At 59.9% G+C, this 21,903-nt stretch carries 19 protein-coding genes; 10 read left to right on the plus strand and 9 right to left on the minus strand.

What is annotated here, in order from left to right:
• Positions 1 to 25: 25 nt before the first annotated feature.
• Positions 26 to 1,279 (minus strand): tRNA dihydrouridine synthase DusB, encoded by a 1,254-nt coding sequence (gene dusB / locus OHL13_RS13565; protein ID WP_263410660.1) that lies wholly within the window; start codon positions 1,277 to 1,279, stop codon positions 26 to 28.
• Positions 1,280 to 1,347: 68 nt separating this feature from the next.
• A complete protein-coding gene (rpmE, locus tag OHL13_RS13570; protein WP_263410661.1) occupies positions 1,348 to 1,560 on the minus strand; it encodes a 50S ribosomal protein L31 in 213 nt (70 codons plus the stop codon).
• 350 nt (positions 1,561 to 1,910) lie between these two features.
• Here rpmE and OHL13_RS13575 point away from each other — a divergent pair, with 350 nt between their 5' ends.
• Complete coding sequence (locus OHL13_RS13575; protein ID WP_263410662.1) at positions 1,911 to 2,675, plus strand: ATP-binding protein; 765 nt, start codon at positions 1,911 to 1,913, stop codon at positions 2,673 to 2,675.
• Here the strand turns inward: OHL13_RS13575 and OHL13_RS13580 are convergent.
• Positions 2,672 to 4,033 carry a serine hydrolase gene (locus OHL13_RS13580; protein WP_263410663.1) on the minus strand — a complete coding sequence of 454 codons (1,362 nt, stop codon included), beginning with the start codon at positions 4,031 to 4,033 and terminating at the stop codon, positions 2,672 to 2,674. The genes OHL13_RS13575 and OHL13_RS13580 overlap by 4 nt on opposite strands.
• Before the next feature lie 143 nt (positions 4,034 to 4,176).
• Positions 4,177 to 5,895: a mechanosensitive ion channel domain-containing protein gene (locus OHL13_RS13585; RefSeq protein WP_263410664.1), complete on the minus strand. Its 1,719-nt coding sequence runs from the start codon at positions 5,893 to 5,895 to the stop codon at positions 4,177 to 4,179.
• A 477-nt stretch (positions 5,896 to 6,372) separates the two neighbouring features.
• Between OHL13_RS13585 and OHL13_RS13590 the strand changes: the two genes are divergently transcribed.
• Together OHL13_RS13590 and OHL13_RS13595 are read left to right on the plus strand one after the other, a co-directional pair.
• Complete coding sequence (locus OHL13_RS13590; protein ID WP_263410665.1) at positions 6,373 to 6,888, plus strand: DUF2393 domain-containing protein; 516 nt, start codon at positions 6,373 to 6,375, stop codon at positions 6,886 to 6,888.
• A 204-nt stretch (positions 6,889 to 7,092) separates the two neighbouring features.
• On the plus strand, positions 7,093 to 7,968 hold the full coding sequence (locus OHL13_RS13595; RefSeq protein ID WP_263410666.1) for an OmpA family protein: 876 nt from the start codon (positions 7,093 to 7,095) through the stop codon (positions 7,966 to 7,968).
• A gap of 236 nt (positions 7,969 to 8,204) precedes the next feature.
• Here OHL13_RS13595 and OHL13_RS13600 read toward each other — a convergent pair whose 3' ends face one another.
• Positions 8,205 to 8,603: a hypothetical protein gene (locus OHL13_RS13600; protein WP_263410667.1), complete on the minus strand. Its 399-nt coding sequence runs from the start codon at positions 8,601 to 8,603 to the stop codon at positions 8,205 to 8,207.
• Between the two features lie 73 nt (positions 8,604 to 8,676).
• Here OHL13_RS13600 and OHL13_RS13605 point away from each other — a divergent pair, with 73 nt between their 5' ends.
• The 5 genes from OHL13_RS13605 to OHL13_RS13625 all read left to right on the plus strand — a co-directional run bounded on the left by OHL13_RS13605 (position 8,677) and on the right by OHL13_RS13625 (position 13,243).
• Complete coding sequence (locus OHL13_RS13605) at positions 8,677 to 9,630, plus strand: PLP-dependent cysteine synthase family protein (RefSeq protein WP_263410668.1); 954 nt, start codon at positions 8,677 to 8,679, stop codon at positions 9,628 to 9,630.
• Positions 9,627 to 10,082 carry a M67 family metallopeptidase gene (locus OHL13_RS13610; protein ID WP_263410669.1) on the plus strand — a complete coding sequence of 152 codons (456 nt, stop codon included), beginning with the start codon at positions 9,627 to 9,629 and terminating at the stop codon, positions 10,080 to 10,082. The genes OHL13_RS13605 and OHL13_RS13610 overlap by 4 nt, the downstream gene beginning before the upstream one ends.
• Positions 10,079 to 10,387 (plus strand): MoaD/ThiS family protein, encoded by a 309-nt coding sequence (locus OHL13_RS13615; protein WP_263410670.1) that lies wholly within the window; start codon positions 10,079 to 10,081, stop codon positions 10,385 to 10,387. Before OHL13_RS13610 ends, OHL13_RS13615 begins: the two co-directional genes overlap by 4 nt.
• A gap of 142 nt (positions 10,388 to 10,529) precedes the next feature.
• Positions 10,530 to 11,744 carry a molybdopterin-synthase adenylyltransferase MoeB gene (gene moeB / locus OHL13_RS13620; protein ID WP_263410671.1) on the plus strand — a complete coding sequence of 405 codons (1,215 nt, stop codon included), beginning with the start codon at positions 10,530 to 10,532 and terminating at the stop codon, positions 11,742 to 11,744.
• A gap of 629 nt (positions 11,745 to 12,373) precedes the next feature.
• Positions 12,374 to 13,243, plus strand: a complete 870-nt coding sequence (locus tag OHL13_RS13625) for a TIGR03435 family protein (protein ID WP_263410672.1) — start codon at positions 12,374 to 12,376, stop codon at positions 13,241 to 13,243.
• A 37-nt stretch (positions 13,244 to 13,280) separates the two neighbouring features.
• Here the strand turns inward: OHL13_RS13625 and OHL13_RS13630 are convergent, their stop codons facing one another.
• From OHL13_RS13630 to OHL13_RS13645, 4 genes are all read right to left on the minus strand, one after another.
• Positions 13,281 to 13,673 carry a VOC family protein gene (locus OHL13_RS13630; protein WP_263410673.1) on the minus strand — a complete coding sequence of 131 codons (393 nt, stop codon included), beginning with the start codon at positions 13,671 to 13,673 and terminating at the stop codon, positions 13,281 to 13,283.
• Entirely contained in the window at positions 13,670 to 15,493 is a 1,824-nt protein-coding gene (locus OHL13_RS13635; RefSeq protein ID WP_263410674.1) for a diguanylate cyclase, read from the minus strand. Before OHL13_RS13635 ends, OHL13_RS13630 begins: the two co-directional genes overlap by 4 nt.
• Before the next feature lie 146 nt (positions 15,494 to 15,639).
• The gene (locus OHL13_RS13640; protein WP_263410675.1) at positions 15,640 to 17,241 is read right to left on the minus strand and encodes a Na+/H+ antiporter; all 1,602 of its coding nucleotides are present in this window, start codon (positions 17,239 to 17,241) and stop codon (positions 15,640 to 15,642) included.
• A gap of 275 nt (positions 17,242 to 17,516) precedes the next feature.
• The gene (locus tag OHL13_RS13645) at positions 17,517 to 19,757 is read right to left on the minus strand and encodes a transferrin receptor-like dimerization domain-containing protein (protein ID WP_263410676.1); all 2,241 of its coding nucleotides are present in this window, start codon (positions 19,755 to 19,757) and stop codon (positions 17,517 to 17,519) included.
• A gap of 172 nt (positions 19,758 to 19,929) precedes the next feature.
• Here OHL13_RS13645 and eat point away from each other — a divergent pair, with 172 nt between their 5' ends.
• Together eat and OHL13_RS13655 are read left to right on the plus strand one after the other, a co-directional pair.
• On the plus strand, positions 19,930 to 21,279 hold the full coding sequence (gene eat / locus OHL13_RS13650) for an ethanolamine permease (RefSeq protein ID WP_263410677.1): 1,350 nt from the start codon (positions 19,930 to 19,932) through the stop codon (positions 21,277 to 21,279).
• Between the two features lie 33 nt (positions 21,280 to 21,312).
• Positions 21,313 to 21,891 (plus strand): DJ-1/PfpI family protein, encoded by a 579-nt coding sequence (locus OHL13_RS13655; RefSeq protein WP_263410678.1) that lies wholly within the window; start codon positions 21,313 to 21,315, stop codon positions 21,889 to 21,891.
• Positions 21,892 to 21,903 lie beyond the last annotated feature (12 nt).

Raw genomic sequence — 21,903 nt, forward strand, 5'->3', positions numbered from 1 at the left:
GGCTGCTTCAGAAGCGATCTACGCCTTAGTCACACCCAGCGCCCAGCGCCTCAAGCGACGGCTCTTCCGCAACAGCTTCCGCACCCGGCTTCATCTTGCCTGCAAAGAACTCTTCCACGGAGATCATCACTTCCTCTCCGTACTTCGCCTCATAGATAGCCCTGCGCAGCGCGGCTCCGCCCGGAATGCCGTGCGTGAACCACGAAGCGAACTGCTTCATCTTGCCGATGGCATCGCGACGCGCTGACTCCCGGTCGCGCTTCTTGCGGTTCATTTGATCGCGCTGCTGCTCGGTCATGCTGTCGATCGTGGAGAAATCAATCTCCGGATGCTCCTGCTCCAACTCCTGCAGCAGCATCTCGAAGTAGGTGCGGATCATACGATAACGATCCATCTCCGTCGGAGCGTCGTAGCGACCCGTCGCCGTGTACTGCGCAATCTGGCGGAAGAGCCACGGATTCGCCGGCGCGGCGCGGCCAATCATCACCGCGTCACAGTTCGTCGCGGCCACCATCGCCGCCGCATCTTCAGGAGTACGGATGTCGCCGTTGCCGATCACCGGAATCTTCACGGCGTCCTTCACCGCGGCAATCCACTCCCAGCGCGCCTGGCCGCTGTAGCCCTGCTCCCGCGTGCGGGCGTGCAGCGCTACGGCGTTCAGCCCCATGTCTTCGGCCATCTTCGCCAGCGGCACGCAGATAATGCTGGCATCGCTCCAGCCCATGCGGAACTTCACCGTAAACGGAATCGAGACCGCCGCGCGAACCGCTTTGAAGATCTCCCCGATATGCGGCAGGTCGCGCAGCAAACCGCTGCCGCCATTGCAGGAGGTAACCCGTTTGGCAGGACAACCCAGGTTCAGGTCGACAATGTCGAAACCGGCATCTTCCACAATGCGGGCAGACTCAGCCAGCGTCTCCGGATTGGAGCCAAACAACTGCGCGGAGATGGGGTGCTCGTCCTCGTAATACGTCAGGTAGCGCTTGCGCTTGGTCTCGCGCATGCGCGACAAACCGTCCGCGGAGGTGAACTCCGTCATGATCAAGCCGCAGCCCGACTGCTGGTTGGTGACCTCGGCATTCACGTCGCCGGCAGCATCCGGCGTAAACATGCTGGCATTGCGGATGAAGCGGCGGAAGACGGTATCCGTCACACCGGCCATAGGCGCCAGCACCGTGGCGGGAGCCACGCGCACCTTGCCAATGGAAAACTCAGCGGGTACGGCCACGCCGTCGGCGGGCATTACATTCTCAGTCGGATTGTCCCAGTGCTTCTTCATCGCGATTCAACAGAAAAACCAAGGGCCCCTGCCATCGGCAAGGGCCCCTGGCCTTGGTTCGGAACGGGTTACTTGGTTGCTTTCTCGAACTTGCGGCGGAAGCGTTCGATACGGCCAGCCGTATCCATCAGCTTCTGCTTGCCCGTGTAGAACGGGTGGCAGTTGGAGCAAACTTCGACCGTCAGGTCGCCCTTGTGCGTGGAACGGGTTACAAAAACGTTCCCACAGGCGCACTTAACGTTCATATCGGTGTAATTCGGGTGAATTCCCTGCTTTGGCATTGCGTATAAATCCTTTTCTTGTATTGCCGGCTTCGCCCGGTAAATTCCGGAGGTACCAGCTTGGCTCCCGGGGGCGGTTCGCTTGCTGCGGCATGCTCACGCAACATCGATGTGCCTGTCGACTACGGGCGCTCTGCTTAGTATACCGCGACTGCCCCCAAGGTCTGCACCGGGGATGGTGCACACGCTTCTCTGCATCCCAAAAGGGACCGCCCGGTCTCTTTCCCTCCTCTCCGTTCCCCATAGAAGCGACCGAACGGTCGCTTCTATGGACCCGCAGGAAGGGGTTTTCAACCACTCCGTGGCTTTTCCTACGCCGCCCGAGGCCCCATACTCATCTAACAGACTGTATGAGCGTTGTTTGCCCCATCTGCGAAGGAGCTGGCCTCCGCATTCTTACCCGCCCGGACGGCGAGCAGTACGCCACGGCCTGCACCTGCCAGACCCAGCGTCGCGCCTTGGCCAACCTGGAGCGCGCCCGTATCCCCAGGCGGTATGAGCACTGCACGCTCGAAAACTTTGAGACCAGCTTCCCCACCTCGCACCGGTCGCTTCTGCGGGCGCACATGGCGGCGAAGAAGTTCGTGGAAGGCTATCCGCTGGAAACGGACGGCTCGGGCCTTCTGATCAACGGCTCAATCGGCGTCGGCAAAACGCATCTGGCCGTCGGCATCCTGCAGTCGCTCATCATGGAGCGCGGCGCGACCGGCCTGTTCTACGACTACCGTGAGCTTCTGAAGGAAGTGCAGCACAGCTACAACCCAAAGGTCGCCGCCACCGAACTGGAGATTCTGCAGCCGGTCTTCGACGCGGAAATCCTTGTTCTGGATGAGCTTGGCGCCTCCAAACCCACGGACTGGGTGTGGGACACGGTCGCCCACATTCTGAACACCCGCTACAACGACAAGCGCACCACCATCATCACCACCAACTACGCCAACCTGCCGCCCATCGGGGTTACGGATGCCCCCACTCCGCGCAACATCATGCGCGACGAGTCGCTGGGTGACCGCATCGGCGAGCGCATGAGATCACGGCTGCAGGAGATGTGCGTCGTGGTGGAGATGCAGGGCGAAGACTTCCGCCAGAAGATCAAGCGCGCCACGCTGGCCTAACTGACGCCGAGCTTCTTCAATTGCTCGACACCATTCGTATTTTTCGGATTCAGCTCCAGCGATTTGCGGTAGAGCTCAATCGCGCGTGTCTTGTCTCCTTTGACGGCGTACGCCTCAGCCAGACTGTCCCACGTATTCCAGTCCTCAGGCCACTTCCGGTTGTTGTATGCAAACAGTGCCAGGGCCTCCTCTGTCCGGCCCGCGTGCAGCAGGTCATAGGCCCACCCATTGACATACTCATCTGTCAGATGCAGCCGCGGGTAGCTGTGCATGGTGCTCCGTATGGAGTCGTCCACATCCACAAAGTGAGTCTGCTCGAGCTTCGCCTTCAGTACATCGATGGAAGGCTGTCCGAAGAGTGCATTCAGCGCATTCTCGGCAATCTTCTGCATATCGTCCTGCGTGGTGACGTTGCGGTTAGCCAGCAGAACAACCCCGTAGCCCAGCTCGGGATACATTTCGATATAGCTGCCAAAGCCAAACGTTCCGCCCGACATGCGGTAATGCAAATACCCTTCCGGCGTTCGGTTGATCGTCCAGTTGCCGCCGCAGGCGCTCTTCTCGACATCGCCCCATTCCACCCGCTGGCTCAACTGTACGGCTTTTTCCGTGGCAGCCAGTTCCCCTTGCAGGAACTTCGCCATATCCGCCGCGCTGTATTTCAAGCCAGCTCCTGCAAGCATGTACGGGGCGTCAAGCATTGGCATCTTTACATGATTACCGTTGTATCCGGTGACCTGATAGGCCCGTGCCGCTGACCCTTTCTGCATCCCAAAAGGCCGCTCGACATAACGCGCCAGCAGCGTCGGATACGGCTGGTGATACACACGCTCCAGGATCAACCGCATCAGCACCGCTGCCAGGTTCGAATGCCGAAATTCATGACCAGGCCGGTCCAGCAATGATGTTCCTTTCAACTCTTTCAGAAGCTCCGCATCGCTGTAAGCGTTCAACCTCTCCGCAATGCGAAAGGGCTTTTCATCCAGTGTTCCCGGAACATTGAAGGACGGAATATTATCCGGCAGTCCTGAAGCACGATCGTCCAGCTCCTTCAAGGTGACAGGGACACCTTCCCACTCCAGCTTCGGATATTTGCCGGGCAGATACCTGCGGATGTCATCACTCAGCCGCACCTTGCCCTCGCTTACCGCATGAGCCAACACAAGAGATGTAAGAACCTTGCTGACCGACCCGATCTCATACACCGAGTCCTGCGTCGGCAGCACCGGATGTTCACGCGAGATCGTGCCGAAGTTGTAGAACCTCGTTTTTCCGGCCTGCACCACCGCTACCGACATGCCGTCCGTGTTGCCGGTCTTGAGATATGCATCTCCGAGACGCTGAAAGGTTTCCCTCAACCTGGCTTCATCGATAGATGAACGTACCTGCGCAATGGAAGATGTCAGCAAAGCAAACAGGAGGCTGCCACACAGTGCAAATCGATATACGAACATATTCGTACATTAATACGAAGATGTTCGTATTGTCTATGGACAAAGTTTTATTGCTTCGCTTCCTGCAGCGCCTCGAGCACCTTCTCAAACAACTTGTTCCGCTTCTCCAGGCGTACGGACGCGCGTGTAATGTAGCGCACCACCAGGTCCACGCCTGCGCCTGCCGGCCTCAGGTTCACCTGCGGCATGGCGCTGAACTGCGGGGCGCCTTCCTCCCGTGTAACACGCTTCCACTCCGTCTCCGCCATCTTGGCATCGGCTTCCGTTACCCGCACCGCCTCGGCGTAGATTTTCTCCACCAGACGGTGAATGTCCGCACCCACCGGTACGGTGAGCTTGATCTCGTCCCACATCCACTGCCCCGCGGTGGAGAAGTTGAAGTACTTGCCCTTGATGGCGAACCCGTTCAGGAAGCTGACGCGGCGGCCGGTCGGGTGGCCGTTCGCGGTCCAGTTACCGGTCTCCAGCAGCCAGGTGCGGAAGATGCCCAGCTCCACCACCTCGCCGCCCACGCCATCAATCTCCACCCAGTCATGTACGCGGATGCCGTTGGGCCCCATCAGCACAAACCAGCCGCAGAAGGCGAGGATGAAGTCCTGGAAGACGACGGTAAGACCGGCGGTGGCAAGCCCCAGGATGGTGGGTGTCTGCTCCGGTACGCCGAAGATGACCAGAAGCACCAGAATGAACCCGACGCACTGCGTTCCAAGGTTCAGGATGGTCTTGAGCGTATTCTTCTGGCGCATGTCGCGCAGCGTGCGGTCCAGCGCCACCTGCAGGCCCCAGCCCGCAAGAATCGTCAGCAGAATGATCGCGGCAATGATTGCCAGCGACTCCAGCATGCGATGCACCAGGATCTGCCGCTGGATTTCAACCTGGCGGCTCCACTTCTGGTACAGCCCGACCAGTTGCTTCTGCGTGGCCAGACGGTCGGCAAGAATCATCAGAACGCTTTGCTGTGTTGATTTGTTCTGGATCGCTTCGAGCCTTGGCAGATTCTCTGCCTGCGGCTGCTCGTACTCTGCCTTCAGCCGCACGTGGTCTCCTGCCAGCGCGGCAGCATCGTCGCTGGCCAGCTTCAGCGCCTGCTGCAGCAGTTGCTGCCGGCTGCGATTGGCAAACCAGGAATTGATGCGGCGCGCCAGGGTGCGGCGGCCTCCCACGGAAGCTACGGCACTCTCCTGCTCGCCCTTCGCCGCGGCGTCGTTGTACTTCTTCATCTCCGCCTGGCGGGCGTTCAGCTCCTGCTGAATCTTCAGGCGATGCTCATCGGTTTCGCGCGTCAGGTCGTCGGCGGTATCGTCCAGTTCGCTCTGGTCAAGGCCAAGCTGAGCCTTGGCCAGCTCCAGGTCGTTCTCCGCCGCTTCTCCGGCGGAGGCCAGTTTGGCGACCTGCGCCTGGTCTGCCTTTACCGTGGCCTGCAGCTCATTCATACGCTGCTGCAATGCCTTGGCCTTCTCACTCGGCTTGGGCCGGTTCAGGCTGGCCTGCCGCAGAGACTGCGAGAAGTTCTGGTCTACCTCATGATCGGCCAGCCGTTCGGCCTCACGGGCAAACTCCTTCTCCTCCGCACTGGTGGCCAACGCCGCCAGAGTGGAGGCCGTCTGCCACGGGCGCTGATCCACGATGCCCTTGGCCACAAACGCACCGTTGGCGCGCAGGAAAGGGAGATTATCCATCACTCCCCGCGTCAGCAGGCTGCCGGTGGAGGTTGCAACCAGCACAGCGAGGGCGATCCCCAGCGCCATTTTGCGGCTACGCGACATAGCAAATCCGTTCAGAAGAGTTTCTCCTTCGTATCGGATGCTATCTGTTTATGGTTGGAAATTTAAAAATGATGGAAAGCTGCGGACTGAAACCCAGCGCTAAAGCGCCATGCTCCGATAGCCGTTATTTCGTGGGGCTAAAAACCCTACGCGTAATCCGCTGGAAAGCTTAGCTTTCCAGAAACTTTGCCAGAACAGCCTTATTACTCTGGGATCTGGAGCGTGTTACTGCACCAAAACACCCATCGCGATCAGCACCGCGGCAACAATCGCCACGACACGATAAATCGCTTCATCGACCCGCTGTTTGCGGTTGATTTCCGTCTGCATCGCTGTTGCTCCTGAATGGTTCTGCTGCCTGAGGGGCTGGTGAGAGTCTTGCTGCTCTCTACCTGTTGAACGTAATCCTGCACTATTTGGATGCGGTGAGTTTGCAAAAATATCGTGAGAATTTGCGAAGGTACTAGAATCGGTTCCATGGCCGACGCACTCTTCACGCCCCCACCCGCCGAATCCCGCAGTTCCATGCGTCTTCCGCTGCTTGTTGGCGGCGGAGTCGTCCTGTTGGTTGTCGTTCTGCTGCTGGTCTTCGGGCACCACAAGGTTGAGGCACCCACCACCGTTGCACCGCTGGATGCCTACGCGACAAGCCTTCCGCTCAGCAGCATTGAGATGTCGGAAGCCACCTCTCCCTTTGCCGGCGGACGCTCTACCTACATTGACGGCAAAGTAACCAACAACGGTGACAAGACCGTCACCGGCATCTCCGTGCAGACCATCTTCAAGGCGGACGATGGCCAGACCGTCTCCCTGCAGACCGTGCCTCTCACGCTGATCCGTACCCGCGAGCCCTACGTGGACACCCAGCCTGTGTCCATTGCACCGGTTGCCCCGGGCGCCAGCGCGGAGTTCCGCCTCATCTTCGAAGGTCTGCCGCAAAGCTGGAATCAAAAGCAGCCTGAGCTGCGCATTGTGGGAGTGCAATCCAAGTAAATCCCGTGAATTTACCGTAAGGTTGGGAAGAATTTTCCTACCTGCGCAGACCAGTGCGCGGTAAATGCCCTGTGGGATTCTCGTAAGTCATAGATTCTAAATAAATCAAAGTTTGGCACGGTAGCTGCTCTAGGTAAGGGCACGAAGCGTTGTGACGGGGTGTTTCACCTAACCGCCGCGACCCTAGAAAAAGGAGCTACCGATATGAAATATGCTCGTGCCTTTTCCGGTTTGTCTGCCGTCGTTCTGACAGGCGCCCTTGCCGTTCCGGCTTTCGCTCAGCAGAGCAGCCCCGCTTCCTCCCCCGACCAGTCCCAGAAGCAGGACGCGACCGATACCAGCACCTATGCCACCGGTCAGCCCCTGGAGAACCAGAGCAAGGAAGGTTTCTGGGGACATGTCAATCCCTTTGCCCGCAAGAAGTGGGTACATCGCCAGATCGACCCGGTCAAGGACCGCGTCAATGAGCTGGATCAGCTTCAGGCCAAGAACGCCAATGACATTCGTGATGTCGATTCCCGTGCAACGGCCGGCATCAACAAGGCCCAGTCCGCGGCAGACCTGGCAGACCAGCACGCTCTGGATGCCGGTAACCGCGCCGACAAGGCCAACCAGGTCGCTTCTACCGCCACCACCCGCACCGAAGCTCTGCATGGCACGGTAAAGAACCTTGACCAGTACGACAAGGTCACCGACGCCGCTATTCCGTTCGCCAAGGGCAGCACCGCCCTGGGACCGAAGGGCAAGGCTGAGCTGGATGCGATGGCCGAGAAGCTGGCCACCGAAAAGGGCTACATCCTGGACGTTCAGGGTTTCAGCGGAAATGGCGTAGCGACCTCGCAGGCCATGGCCGACTCGGTGGTTCGCTACCTGGTAACCGAGCATCAAGTTCCGGTCTACCGCATCTATAAGAGTGGCCTGGGCCGTAACACCGCCAAGGCTGCAGAGGGTGAGGAGAAGCCGGTTCGTAACGGCGTCCGCGTAGCCCTGCTGCACAACAGCCTGGCCAGCATGGACTCCCAGGCAGCTCCGGCAACCTCGATGGCTGGAACGTCCACCCCGGAGCCCTCGGCCCGCTAACCCCATGGAGAGCGGCGGCAGAAAAATGCCGCCGCATCCCTAAAGTTCGGGTAAACGCAGCCGATATAGAGCGCGTACCCACCAGGCTCTCCTAACCAGAGAGAACCAAGGCAGATTGGCCCTCCACTCGGAGGGCCGTTTTTTTGCTGCCGGTAATTTGTCTGTTAAAAGCAGGAAGTTCCACTCCGGAGAGCGGGCTTACTCACAACTGAAAAACTCTCAACTCACAACTGTTCTTAGGCCCGGCCCAGGACGCGGTCGTACACGTAGCGGTCGCTGGTGGTTCCCAGGGCTTCGTTGTACAGCACGTTGGCGCCGATGATCTCCTTCAACTCTTCGCTGAAGGTATGCAGCTGGCGCAGATTGTCCGCCGTGGCGGGAATCTCCGTGTGGCCGGCCTTGAGGAACTTCTGATAACCCTTGTCGACCAGCCGGGCGATCTCGCCCTTCAGAAGCCAGCCCGGGCGCACCGTGATCTCGGTGGTTCCGTCGGTGGCGGAGCGAACCTCAGCCGCGCAGCCATACTTGGAAACGCGCTTTGCACCATTGGCGCCAGCGGAAACATCAAATTTCTGATTCCCCAGGGTGGACAACACCTGGTCGAACTTCGGCTGCTGCTGTGTCTTTCGGGCCATAAGCGGATAAACTCAACAACAGTGTCGCATATCGCTGCCCCTCCGGCAGCGTGCAGAAACGGAAACGAGAGTTTTGCAGACAGAAACCCACATTTCTGGCGCCACCAGGCTGGGCTCCTCCGTGCTCGACCGCATCGGCAACACTCCCTTGGTCCGCCTGGAGCGCGTCGCCGCCCACCTGCCCGGCATTACGCTACTGGGTAAAGCGGAATGGGCCAATCCCGGCGGTAGCGTGAAAGACCGCCCGGCCAGCAACATTGTGCTGAACGCGCAGGCTGAGGGCAAACTCGTCCCGGGCAAGCACCTGCTGGACGCCACCAGCGGCAACACCGGCATTGCGTACGCCATGCTGGGTTCGGCTCTTGGTTTTCCGGTGACACTGTGCCTGCCGTCCAATGCTTCTCCTGAGCGCAAGAAGATCCTCGCCGCCTATGGCGCGAACATTGTCCTGACGGACCCGGCTGACGGCTCCGACGGCGCCATCCGCATGGCCCGCAAGCTGGCTGCCGAGGACCCGGACAAGTACTTCTACGCGGACCAGTACGGCAACAACAACAACTGGCAGGCGCATTACAAAACCACCGCCAACGAGATATGGGAACAGACTGCCGGCAAGATTACCCACTTTGTCGCCGGCCTGGGCACCAGCGGCACCTTCATGGGCACCACCCGCCGCCTGCGCGAGCTGAACCCTGAAATCCAGTGCATCAGCATGCAGCCGGACTCGCCTTTCAACGGCCTGGAAGGCCTGAAGTATATGCCGACGGCGATCGTTCCGCCGATCTATGACCCGGCCCTTGCCGATCGCCTGATGGAAGCCTCCACCGAGGAGGCCTACACGATGGCCAAGCGCCTGGGCCGCGAGGAAGGAATGCTGGTTGGCGTCTCCGCGGCCGCCAACATTGCCACCGCTCTGCACGTGGCCGAAGAGCTGCACACGGCTGGCAAAGAAGCCGTCATCGTCACCATCCTCTGCGATTCCGCGGACAAATACCTGAGCGAACGGTTCTGGCAGGAATCAAAATGAAGCTGCACATTACACAATCCGACTACGAGGCCCTGCGCGTCCACGGCGAAGAGACCTATCCGCACGAGTGCTGCGGGGTTCTGCTGGGCCATGCCAGGGACGACGGCAACCATGTTGCCGCCATCGTCCGCGCGGGCAACACGCGTACCGACTCGGCGCACAACCGCTACAACATCTCGCCCATGGAGCTGATCAAGATTCAGCGTGAGGCCCGCAAGCAGGGCTACGACATCGTCGGCTTCTACCACTCGCACCCGGACCACCCGGCGATGTGGTCGTCGACCGATTTCGCCGAAGCGCACTGGTTTGGCTGTTGCTACGTCATCACCAGCGTCGAGAAAGGCAAGTCTGTTTTGACCAACGCCTTTCACCTGAGCGGCACCACGGAAGAGGATAAAGCCTTCCAGCACGAAGAGATTCTTATTACCCAGGCAGCAGGAGAGAACGCATGAAGATCAACATCCCCACGCCGCTGCGCGCCTTCACGGACAAGCAGGCCACCGTTGAGGTAGCCGGCGAAACCGTACAGGCCGGGCTGGACGCCCTGGTTGCCGCGCACCCGGAGCTGAAGAACCACCTGTTCACCGCCGACGGCAAGCTGCGCAGCTTCGTCAACGTCTACCTGAATGACGACGATGTCCGCTACCTGCCCAACACGGAAGCCTCCGCCGTCAATGCCGACGACGAACTGACGATTATCCCCAGCATTGCCGGTGGGACTGGCGTACGTGCTTCACGCAGTCTTTGTTGCCGCTAGACAAAGACAGAAGCAGATCCCTACGGGATGACAAACAAGAAAAGCAAACGATAATCCAGGGCGAATCACGAATCCCGGTGCCCCATTCCTACGCGAAGCGAATGAGTGGGAGATGCAACCACCCAAGCCGAAGGAAACTGTAATGCCAGACCTGAAAGAAGTCGCACTCCCAGAACTCTCGAACGACGAAATCTCGCGCTACTCCCGCCACCTGATCCTGCCCGAGGTGGGCTTTGAGGGCCAGCAGAAGCTGAAAGCCGCCAAGGTGCTGTGCGTTGGCACTGGCGGACTGGGCGCTCCGCTGGCTTACTACCTGGCCGCGGCGGGTATTGGAACGCTGGGCCTGGTGGACTTCGACGTGGTGGACGCCAGCAACCTGCAGCGCCAGATCATTCACTCCACCTCGACCGTCGGCATGCTGAAGGTCGACTCCGCCGAAAAGAAGCTGAAGGACCTGAACCCGTACCTGAACGTGGTGAAGCACAACACCATGCTGCGCAGTGAGAACGCGCTGGAGATCTTCAGCGGCTACGACATCATTGCCGACGGCACGGACAACTTCCAGACGCGTTACCTGGTGAACGATGCCTGCGTTCTGCTGAACAAGCCGAACATGTACGGCTCCATCTTCCGGTTCGAGGGCCAGGCTTCGGTCTTCGCCACCGAGGAAGGCCCCTGCTACCGCTGCCTCTATCCCGAACCGCCACCGCCGGGCCTGGTGCCTTCGTGCGCGGAGGGCGGCGTGCTCGGCATCCTGCCGGGACTGGTCGGCGTCATCCAGGCGACTGAGGTCATCAAGCACATCCTCGGCATTGGCGAGCCGCTGGTTGGCCGCCTGCTGCTGGTGGACTCGCTTGCCATGAGTTTCCGCACGTTGAAGCTGCGCAAGAACCCCAAGTGCCCGATGTGCGGCACGCGCGAGATCAAGGAGCTGATTGACTACGACCAGTTCTGCGGCATCGCACCGCCCACCACCACCGGCCCGCTGGAAGTACAGCAGCACGCGGCTGTAGGGGATGTTCCCGTACAGGACGGCATCCCGCAGGTCAGCGTGGAAGAGCTGAAGGCCAAGCGCGATCGCGGCGACGATTTTGTCCTGATCGATGTGCGCGAGCCACATGAGTATCGCATCGCGAACCTCGGCGCTCCGCTGTTCCCGCTGGGAGAGCTTGGCGCGAAGCTGCTGGAGTTGTCGCAGTACAAGGACAAGGAAGTGCTGGTCCACTGCCGCAGTGGCGCTCGCAGCCAGAAGGCAGCGCTTGAGCTAAAGGCGGCGGGCTTCAGTAATGTGAAGAACGTTGCCGGAGGCATCCTCGCCTGGGCCGATAAGATCGATCCGACGATGCCCAAGTACTAAATTGCAGGTAAGCCGGGCTTTTAGCTCGGCTTACCTGTCTGTATTTTCATACTGCCGAATGGCAGTATCCTCGCAGTTGACCCACGAAGGCTTCTGAAACTCTTCATCTCTGTTATCGAAGTCGATGGTACCGGCAAACCAGACCCTATCCTTCGTCACCATATTGAGCCGGATCGAAGCCTTATGTGGCGGGATCTGCGTAGACTCTGAGAACCTTCTCCACTGAAATTCGATCGGGGGCATACCTGCGGAAGAGTCGTAGGGATATACCCCCTCCGCAACAGAAACCGCCGTCCGCGACTCCGGCCCTGAGAAATTTCGATTAAGACAGTCGTTAATAAGAGCGCGAGTGTAAATAGGCTTCGGGGGTTTGGGTTGTGAATTCTCTTCCTGAAAGTGGCTCCATGCGCCGCCCGCTACAAAACCTGCCAGAAAGTAGACCACTGCAATACACAGATGGACAGGTATGCGCCTTGCTCTGAAGTTGCTCCACATGCAGGAAGTCTAGCGCGACATCCAACTGAATCTTTCTATTCTTTTAGCGGGATATCTCAGGACCGCCTCTCCTAAAAGCCAACTCTTCAGCGACTCGCCTGCTACTCTGAATCTCTCCACCGGAGCGTGCGCCCTTGAAGCAGCTAATCCTTCTCCTGCTCTGCATCACCACCATCGCCGTGCACGCCCAGCAACCCGACTGGCAAAAAGCCGCCGGCGATCACATGAGCTTTGAAGTCGCCTCCATCAAACCCGACGATGGCCCCTTCAAATCCCCCTCCTTCGCCCTCAGCACCGACGAATGGTTCAACGATCCCAACGGTCACTTCCACGCCGACTTCACTCTGACCACCTACATCAGCTTCGCCTACAAGTTCTGGCTCACCACCGAGGAGTCGCGCGCCCTCTACTCCAAGCTGCCCGACTGGGTCCGCACGCAGCGCTTCGAGGTTCAGGCCAACGCTCCGCTGCACACCACCAAAGACCAGTACCGCCTGATGATGCAGTCACTGCTCGCCGAACGCTTCGGCCTGACGCTGCACTTCGAGCAGAAAGATCTGCCCGTGCTCGCTATGACGTTGGTGAAACCGGGCAAGCCAGGGCCACAGCTCACTCCGCATGAACAGGGACCTGCCTGCGATACTCCGTCTAAAACGGTCTTCCCACCCATGTGCTATGCCTACTCTGCACGTCCTGCGGAGAACGGTGAGTGGCTGAACGGGTCGCGTGCCACCACCATGGAACTGCTGGCCGCATTTGTCGGCATGACAGGCCAGATGCAGAATGAGATCGACCGCCGCGTCGTCGACCAGACCGGACTAACCGGACAATGGGACTTCACGCTGGAGCTACTGCCTCCGACGCAGATGCGCAAAGACTCCACGGCCACCGGTCCATCTTTTCTGGAAGCAATCCGGGAACAGCTCGGCATCACGCTGAAGCCAGCACGCATGCCTGTATCGCTGCCGGTGATCGACACCATCCAGCCTCTGAGTGAGAACTAAGCTCTCCTTATTTGCACGGCCGAACAGACCACTCACTTCACCCATGCTGCGACAAGCTCAGCACATTCCCCTCAAGGTCTTTGAACCAGGCCACCTTCGCTCCACCCGGAGCGCTCCACACGCCCAGCTCATCCTGCTCTAACTGGTCATAGCGTGTGAACTCTACGCCTGCCGCGGTTAGCGTTTGCACCATCTGCTCAATCTCCGTTACCTGCCAGCCGAAGACCGTCCACGGCGCGGGCGTGAACTCGCCCACCAGGGTCAGCCGCAGCATGACGCCGTTTACGTCGAAGACCAGCGCAAAGGGCAGCTCTTCCTCTATCAGAGCAAGGCCCAGGGTGTCGCGGTAGAAGGTGCGAGCCTTGTCGACATTGCTGATGGGAAGGAAGGTGACGATAGCCTGTTGGGCAAGTGAGGAAACTGCGCTCATCGGTTGTTGCTCCCGTGGTTGGATTCAATCGGGCCCGTACTGGAGCTGCGCGTGGTAGCGACGATGATCCGGTTGCGGCCCAGTTCCTTGGCGCGCAACAGGGCTGCGTCGGCGGCTCGGATCAGCGACTCGCCGGAAGCGTGGATGGGATAGCTTGCCAGGCCCACAGAGGCCGTGATGTTTGCAATCATCGTCTCCTCATACTTGAGGCAAAGCGCTGCAATGCGCTCACGGATCAGGTCTGCCCGTTCATAAGCGCGGACCACGTCGAACTCCGGCAGCAGGACCAGAAACTCTTCCCCGCCGTACCGGAAGGCAATCTCCGTTTCTCGAACGGCGTTCCTGATAATGCCCGCAACCTCTTTGATGACCAGGTCGCCCGCCTCATGACCATGCCGGTCGTTGAGAGATTTGAAGTGGTCGATATCGAGCATCAGGCAGCTGAGCGGAGTGCTGGATTCCTCCGCATACGCGATGTGGCGATGCAGCACGTCCTGCAACTTGTAGCGGTTTCGCAGGCTGGTCAGTGCATCCGAATGCGCCATCTCATGGAGCTTATCCCGCAGACGGATGTTGGCGATGGAGAGCCCGATGGCCTCTGCCATCAGCTCCAGGTACTCCTGGGCGGGAATCGGAAAATCACTCGTCGTCTTTTCCAGGCAAAGCAGCCCGATAGTTTCCCCCAATGCGGTCAGGGGCACGCACATCGAGCTTCCAACGGCCTCCGCGGCCACGTGCTTGCACGGTATATCGACAACACTCTCCGGCCGGTGGAGCTGCCCGCGGCGCAGGGCCCAGCAATCATCCGGAAGGAACGAAGGCATGCTGCTCCTGGGAGTAAGCCACGACGTCAGGGAGGTCATCAGGCCAAGGCGGTCATCCTGCACGTAAAGAGTGCCTGCAAGGTTTGGGGCGATCTGCGGGACGAAGCGCGCCGCGACGTTCAGAATGTCTTCGACCGATTCGCACCCATGCAAACGCTGGGTCATGCGCGCAAGCAGTTCGCGGATGCGCCACTCATGATCACGTTCTTTTTCAAGCCGCTGGCGCTCCAGCCCGTTCTCCCGAAAGATGCGGATGGCGTGCGACATGTCGCCAATCTCATCCACGTAGTCGTAGGAGGGCGTCTCCACATCGTAGTCCTGCGCCGCCAGACGGTTGACCACATCGCTGAGCGTGACGACCGGCTTAAGGATGCGGCGCTTGAGGATAAAGCCCAGCACAAACAGAAAGAGTCCTGCGGTGGCGGCAACCATTGCTTCCGAGATACTTCTTAAGCGCTTGGTGACGACACCGGCATCGGTGACAGCCTGCTCTGTTCTCTGGTCGAGCATGGATTGAAACTGATTGAAGAGCGCGGCAACACGCTCCAACCCATGTTCATAGTCCGCACTGAACAGAAGCTGCCGCGCAGCCTCCTGGTGTCCATTTGCGACCTCGGCGATGGCCTGCTTCTGCTCTGCCTGGAGAGAGTCGGCTACCTGTAACCCGTCGCGCAGTGACTTCAGTTCCGTCTCCGTTGCGCCTGCATCCTGCAGCCTGGCAATGCGCTGCTCGATGCTGCCCAATGCTGCAAGCCCGTTCTGGTAAGACGCGGCATATCCAGGAGCGCCCGTGATGGCATACTGCCGTACCTGGTCACTGAGTTCGTAGGTGTCGGTCTCTACTTCCTCAGAAAGATGGTCAAACTGAGCACGCTGCTCAACAGCTATCCGTTCGGCGCGGTCTGCGTTGGATGCCAGCAGCATCGCGATTCCCGTTGTGATTGAAATACAAACGGTGGCTCCATACGCCCAGTTTGTAATGGTTGCGATACGCATTCAAAGCCCTTCCACAGAACCGATCCTCTTGGGGGAGAGGATAAAGTGTAGCGCAAGCAGCATAAACCGGTGACGAGACCCTTCGCACGCACCTCCGCTAACGCCGCAGCAGAAGCGGACCTATGCCGGCAGCACACTGTCCCTGCTCAGTTTCCCTTCAGCGTGGCTTCGGTGTTGTCCAGCTTGGTCAGCATGGCGCGGGCTTCGCTGGAGTTCAGCGTGTGGTTCTCCAGCATGGTATTGATCTGCTGGCGTTCGGCGCGCACTGCTTCCAACCGAAGACGCCGCTCGGCTGCGCGGAGCGCATCGGCCTTGGCGCGGCTTGCATCGTCTCCGCTGAAGGCCTCGATCCTGCGCCGGTAATAGTCCATCAGACGAGCCGCGATAGACGCGTAACCATCGGCCATGGCACTGTTCTGTGACAGTTCGTGTTCGGCGGACTCAAGCCGAGTAATGGCAGCCTGCGCCGCAAGAATCTGCGCGTTTCGCTTCTTGGTTTCGGCGGAAGACTCCGGCGGCTCCTGCACGCCCTTCAACGCAACAGGAAGCCCAAACGCAGCCGCGATCATGGAGAACAGCAGCACTCCCGTGGCCAGCAAAACGGCGAGGTTGCGGCCCGGGAAGGGAGAGCCGTCCTGCAGCGTTAGCGGGATGGAGAGCACCGCCGCCAGCGTAATGGCGCCGCGCACGCCAGCCATCATGGTGACAGCCAGCAGACGCCAGGGCGTATGCCGTATCTCACCGTCGCGATTCTTCTGCCGATAGAACGACCACTCCAGCGCCAGCCATGTCCACAGCAGCCGAAGCATGCCGAGCACGAGGGTGATGCCAAGGACGAAACCGCCAAGCACCCATGCTGAGGCGAAGCCCTCTTCCTTCATTACCTCCGGAATGCTGCGTGCGATTGCGGGCAACTGCAGGCCCAGCAGCACGAAGATCAATCCGTTGAAGGTGAACTGCACCATGTCGGTAATGGCTTCCGACTTGATGCGCGTCTCCACCTCGGGCGCTTCCTGCAGCACCCAGTTCGCCACAAACCCTGCGGCCACGGCGGCCAGAATGCCGGAGAACTCAAAGTGTTCCGCCGCCAGGTAGGCTGCGAAGGGCAAGAGCAGCGAGCGCAGAATCTGCGCGGCGGGATGCGAGCCGATCAGCCGGTCCATCCAACGCTCACCCTGCATGACGGCAAAGGAGAGCGCCGCGCCAATCGCAAGTCCTCCTAATGCGACTTCCACGAAGCTTACCGCGGCCTGTGCCGCGGAGAATTTGCCGGTCAGCACGGCGACAACCGCAAACCGCAGGCAGACAAGGCCGGTTGCGTCGTTCAACAACGCCTCGCCCTCCAGCAGATGCATCAGCCGGGACGGCATCTTCTTTTCACCGATCAGGCCCGATACCGCAACGGCATCCGTGGGCGAGAGTACCGCCGCCAAGGCGAAGCACGCCGCCATCGGCATCTGCGGAATCATCCAGTCGATGAAGTAGCCGGCTCCAATCACTGTGAAGAAAACAAGGCCGACCGCCATCTGCAGGATCGGCCTGCCCAGCGGCTTCAGTTCCGCACGCGGAAACTGGTTCGCATCCACATACAGCAGCGGAGCGACAAACAACAGCAGGAACAACGATGGATCCAGCGGACTATCGATCCTGAGGCCCGCAAGAGCAACGCCCAGACCTATCTGCAGGAACGGCAAAGGAACGCGTGTCACCTTCGCAATCACCTTGGACAGCGAAACGGCAAACAACAAAATGAGAATGGTCGTGAGTTGCTGCAGCTTACCTGCCTCCCATGCGCCAAGATGAATGGTTTAAATTCCTGGCCGCGGGCGGAATGCCCTACCAGTCCAATCTCAATCGAGAGATGTACTCCTTAAGATGCACCATGGACCTGATTCGTTACCGGCTCGACAGCAAATGAGTGGCTATCGTACGACTGCAATGGCCCCATCCTGCGATAGGTTCTCACCGCAACAGGAAAGGCCGCCCATGACGGGCGGCCTTTCCTGTTGCACATCGCGTACGGCTATTTCGCGGCGAACTCCTGCGCAATCTGTTGCAGGTACTCCGCCTCTGCCTTGATGGCGTTGGTCACGATGACCATCTGCTGCGTGGCTTCCTGGAAGTTGCTGTCCTCCACGGCCTCGCGAATACCCGGCAGGGTCTTCACACCATAGCCGGTATAGACACCCGGGGCGTAGAGTACATGCTCCATCCACGGACGGCGCGGCAGACCGGCAGGGTTCAGGAACTTGCGCTCCGCAAGCGACAGCTTCGTATTGATGGAGGCAGCCCTGGCGGCATCCAGGGGACCGGCAGCGTCTTCGGCGGCCTTCAACTCAGCGGCGGCTTTGGCAAGCTGCGCAATCGCAGCGTCCAGAGCCGTGAAGTCCATCTCCGGCACCGGCGTCAGAGCCTCCGGCAGCTTCACCGTCTTTGTCGGATCGGCGGCCAGCTTGTAGTAGCCCGCGTCGATGTTCTTCTTTCGTTCCGATGCAGCGCGCTGCATCTGCTTCACCAGCGCCTGGATCTCGCTGGAGTATCCCTTGACGGTCGAGGCCAGGTTCCGGAAGTCATACGGCAGCACGTCCGCATCGGCAACACGCATCACCAGTGTGCCCGCCATGTCGGCAATGGCCTTGCCGTAGAGCGACTCCTTATCGCCGAAGTGCTCAATGAACCACGGCGTGTCATAGGCGGAGTGATATGTACCGCTGCGGTCTTCCCCGCCGAAGCCTAGGCTGACCGTGGTGATGCCAAGGTGATCGACAAAGGCCTGGAAGTCCGATCCGCTGCCCACGGCGCCGATGGGGATGATATCTCCCGAGGGAGCAGCGCCGCCGCGGCCCGCACGGGTGGCACGCGCCGCAAACTGACGATCCCACACGGAGACCTTTGTCTCGGGGTCGGTAATCTGGCGGGCGATATCATTCACCAGCTGCTCGGTCTGATAGCTGCCGGCGGCGTTCAGAAAACCGCGATTGCTTTCATCGCTGTTCACGTACAGGATGGCGTGTTTGTCCAGGTCAGCCGCATGGGTCTCTGCCCATTCGGTGGAGCCCAGCAAGCCAGGCTCTTCGCCGTCCCACGCGGTGTAGATCAGCGTGCGCTTCGGGTTCCAGCCCTTCTTGTGCAGCTCGCCCAGGGCGCGCGCCTCTTCCAGCAGACCCGACTGGCCGGAGATAGGATCATCCGCTCCGTTGACCCAGCCGTCGTAGTGGTTGCCGCGTACGATCCACTGATCAGGCTCCGTGGAGCCCTTCATCGTCGCAACCACGTCGAGGACAGGCTTGGTCTCCCAGTTGAACTTCAGGTTCATGTGAACCTTGGTCTTGCCCGCACCGAAGTGATAAGTGAACGGAAGAGCTCCGCGCCATGTGGACGGAACCGCCGGGCCATCCAGCGATTTGAGCAGCGGCTCCGCATCGCCGTAGCTGACCGGCAGTACGGGAATCTTCATGATGGCCTTCGACTCTTCAATCTTCAGGCGCTTCGTCCCCTTCACCGAGCCCTCTCCGGGCGTCAGCGGGTCGCCGGAGTACAGCGACGTATCGGCAACGCTGCCGCGCTGTACTCCCATGGAAGGACGCATGGGGCCCTTGGGAAGAACATCATTCTGGCCGTAGCCATCGTCGGCGGGATCAGAGTAGATGATGCAACCCACGGCTCCATGCTCGTAGGCCAGTTTCGGCTTCAAGCCGCGCCAGCCGCCGCCATAGCGCGTAATCACAATGGCGCCCTTGACGCTGATGCCCTGCCGCTCCAGCTCCTCGTAGTCATCGCGCATGCCGTAGTTGGCGTAGACCAGCGGACCGGTCACATCGCCGTCCGCCGAGTAGATGTTGAAGCCCGGGAGCTGCGTCGTGGTCTCGTGCGTGTACGGGTCTTCGGCCAGCGGGGTCTCCGTGAGCTTCATCACGAATTTGGTGGGAGCAATCATCTCCACCAGCTGCGATTTTGGCGTGGGATAGAGCACGTCGAACTGCTCAATCTTCGCGTCCCAGCCCCAGGACTTGTACTGCTTAACCATCCACTCGGCGTTCTTGCGTTGCGCCTCCGATCCGACATGGTGCGGATGGGCAGCCAGAACCTTCATGTTCTCGTGTGCGCGCTTCGCCTCCGGAATCTCGCGGAAGCGCTTTTCCCAATCAAGCTCCGTCGCAGAGCTTGTGCTGGTGTACCCCGGCAGCGGTTTCGCTGCGGGCTGTTGGGCCAAGCCTTCGAAGGGAAGACTCAACAAGAGGATGGCTGCTGCTAGCTGACGCACGGCACTTCTCTCCTGCGCGCTCTGGGAGGAGCGATTGAATTTTTAGATAAATCTGTTCTAACAGAACGTGAACACCTCCCGCTTGTTCTCCAGGCCATTTCTGCCTTTTCAGAAGATCTCCGAGCATAGCGCTTTGACCCACAACGGGCATAATGGGGCTGAGGATTCCCCTTTGGAAGAACACTCGCACCTGAAAGCCACGCTCAACACCTGGCAGCTGTGGGGCATTGCCGTTGGCCTTGTCATCTCCGGCGAGTACTTCGGGTGGAGCTACGGATGGGCCAGCGCCGGCACCCTTGGCTTTCTCGCGGTCACCCTGCTGGTAGCGACCATGTACACGGCTTTCATCTTCAGCTTTACCGAGCTGACCACGGCGATTCCCCACGCCGGTGGGCCGTTTGCCTATGCGCAACGCGCCTTTGGCGATACCGGCGGTTACATCGCTGCCGCCGCTACGCTGGTCGAGTTCCTGTTTGCACCGCCTGCCATTGCACTCGCCATCGGAGCATATCTGCATGTGCAGTTTCCAGGGCTCGCACCCAGAAACGCCGCGGTGCTGGCCTACCTGCTCTTTATGGCCATCAACATTGTGGGCGTACAAATTGCCGCCAGCTTTGAACTGGTGGTCACGCTGCTGGCCATCGTAGAACTGCTGGTCTTCATGGGCGTTGTGGCACCGGGCTTCCGCCTGAGCAACTTCCTTGCCCATGGATGGGCCGGACACGAACACCTGACACTGCACACCACCACCGGCATGTTTGCCGCCGTGCCTTTTGCCATCTGGTTCTTCCTTGCCATTGAAGGCGTGGCCATGGCCGCCGAAGAGGTGAAGAAGCCAACGCGCTCCATTCCCATTGCCTACATCGGCGGGATCGTCACGCTGCTTCTGCTCGCGCTTGGCGTCATGCTGTTTGCGGGCGGCGTGGGCGACTGGCGCATTCTGGCCAATATCAACGATCCTTTGCCGCAGGCCATGAAGATCATCGTCGGCGCCAGCAGCGGATGGCTGCACATGTTGGTCTGGCTCGGACTCTTCGGGCTGGTTGCGTCGCTGCATGGCATCATCTTCGGCTACTCGCGGCAGGTGTATGCGCTGGCGCGTGCGGGCTATCTTCCCGCGGTGCTGGGCAGGATTCATCCACGCTTCCGCACACCGTGGATCGCTGTCGTTGCCGGCGGAATTATCGGCATCGCAGCCATCTACAGTGACAACTGGATCCGGTTCGGCGGTCAGCCATTGACGGCCAACATTGTCACCATGTCCGTGCTTGGCGCCCTGGTAATGTACATCGTCAGCATGCTCGCGCTGTTCCGGCTGCGCAGGTGTGAACCCGTCATGGCGAGGCCCTTTCGCACGCCGTTGTATCCGCTGCTGCCCCTGTGGGCGCTGCTGTGTGCGGTTGTCTGCCTCGCCAGCCTTATCTATTACAACCGCCTGATCGCTGCATTGTTCACCGCGCTGCTGCTGCTTGGCTATCTTGCCCTACGGCTTGGGTGGCGCAAAAAGCGTCATGCTGTGTAGCATGCGCCATACTGGAAGTGGAGGAACATTCGCATGGCAAGCGCACGTCTGCTGATGATTGTTGGAGATTTCGTGGAGGATTACGAGGTCATGGTTCCGTTCCAGGCCCTGCAGGTTCTGGGACACAGCGTGGATGCCGTATGCCCCGGCAAAAAGTCGGGCGACACTGTCCGCACCGCGATTCATGACTTTGAAGGTGACCAGACTTACAGCGAAAAGCCCGGCCACAACTTCGCCCTGAACGCCACCTTCAGTGAAGTGGATGAAACGGAGTACGACGGGCTCGTTGTTCCCGGTGGCCGCGCTCCGGAGTATCTTCGCCTGGATAAGCGCGTCCTCGAAATCGTGCAGTACTTCCACAAGGCGGATAAGCCTATTGCGGCTATCTGCCATGGGCCCCAGCTTCTGGCTGCGGCACGCATTCTTCAGGGTAAGCGCCTGAACGCCTACCCCGCATGCGCACCGGAGGTCGAGCTTGCCGGAGGTGAATTCGTCTCGCTCAACGTTACGGACGCGGTGACGGACGGCAAACTGGTTACCGGTCCGGCCTGGCCCGCTCACCCGGAGTGGCTGCGCCAGTTTGAAACGGTATTGCAGGCACACCTGGCCTAGATTCTTCTTGCA

It is taken from the genome of Terriglobus tenax, assembly GCF_025685395.1.
In the GTDB taxonomy this organism is placed as follows: domain Bacteria; phylum Acidobacteriota; class Terriglobia; order Terriglobales; family Acidobacteriaceae; genus Terriglobus; species Terriglobus tenax.

Coding starts and splice junctions, on each gene's coding strand:
- OHL13_RS13585 (WP_263410664.1), bottom strand. CDS start 5,895: ATGTCGCGTAGCCGCAAAATGGCGCTGGGGATCGCCCTCGCTGTGCTG.
- OHL13_RS13575 (WP_263410662.1), top strand. CDS start 1,911: ATGAGCGTTGTTTGCCCCATCTGCGAAGGAGCTGGCCTCCGCATTCTT.
- OHL13_RS13590 (WP_263410665.1), top strand. CDS start 6,373: ATGGCCGACGCACTCTTCACGCCCCCACCCGCCGAATCCCGCAGTTCC.
- OHL13_RS13595 (WP_263410666.1), top strand. CDS start 7,093: ATGAAATATGCTCGTGCCTTTTCCGGTTTGTCTGCCGTCGTTCTGACA.
- OHL13_RS13615 (WP_263410670.1), top strand. CDS start 10,079: ATGAAGATCAACATCCCCACGCCGCTGCGCGCCTTCACGGACAAGCAG.
- moeB (WP_263410671.1), top strand. CDS start 10,530: ATGCCAGACCTGAAAGAAGTCGCACTCCCAGAACTCTCGAACGACGAA.
- OHL13_RS13635 (WP_263410674.1), bottom strand. CDS start 15,493: ATGCGTATCGCAACCATTACAAACTGGGCGTATGGAGCCACCGTTTGT.
- OHL13_RS13600 (WP_263410667.1), bottom strand. CDS start 8,603: ATGGCCCGAAAGACACAGCAGCAGCCGAAGTTCGACCAGGTGTTGTCC.
- dusB (WP_263410660.1), bottom strand. CDS start 1,279: ATGAAGAAGCACTGGGACAATCCGACTGAGAATGTAATGCCCGCCGAC.
- OHL13_RS13630 (WP_263410673.1), bottom strand. CDS start 13,673: ATGAGCGCAGTTTCCTCACTTGCCCAACAGGCTATCGTCACCTTCCTT.
- OHL13_RS13655 (WP_263410678.1), top strand. CDS start 21,313: ATGGCAAGCGCACGTCTGCTGATGATTGTTGGAGATTTCGTGGAGGAT.
- OHL13_RS13610 (WP_263410669.1), top strand. CDS start 9,627: ATGAAGCTGCACATTACACAATCCGACTACGAGGCCCTGCGCGTCCAC.
- rpmE (WP_263410661.1), bottom strand. CDS start 1,560: ATGCCAAAGCAGGGAATTCACCCGAATTACACCGATATGAACGTTAAG.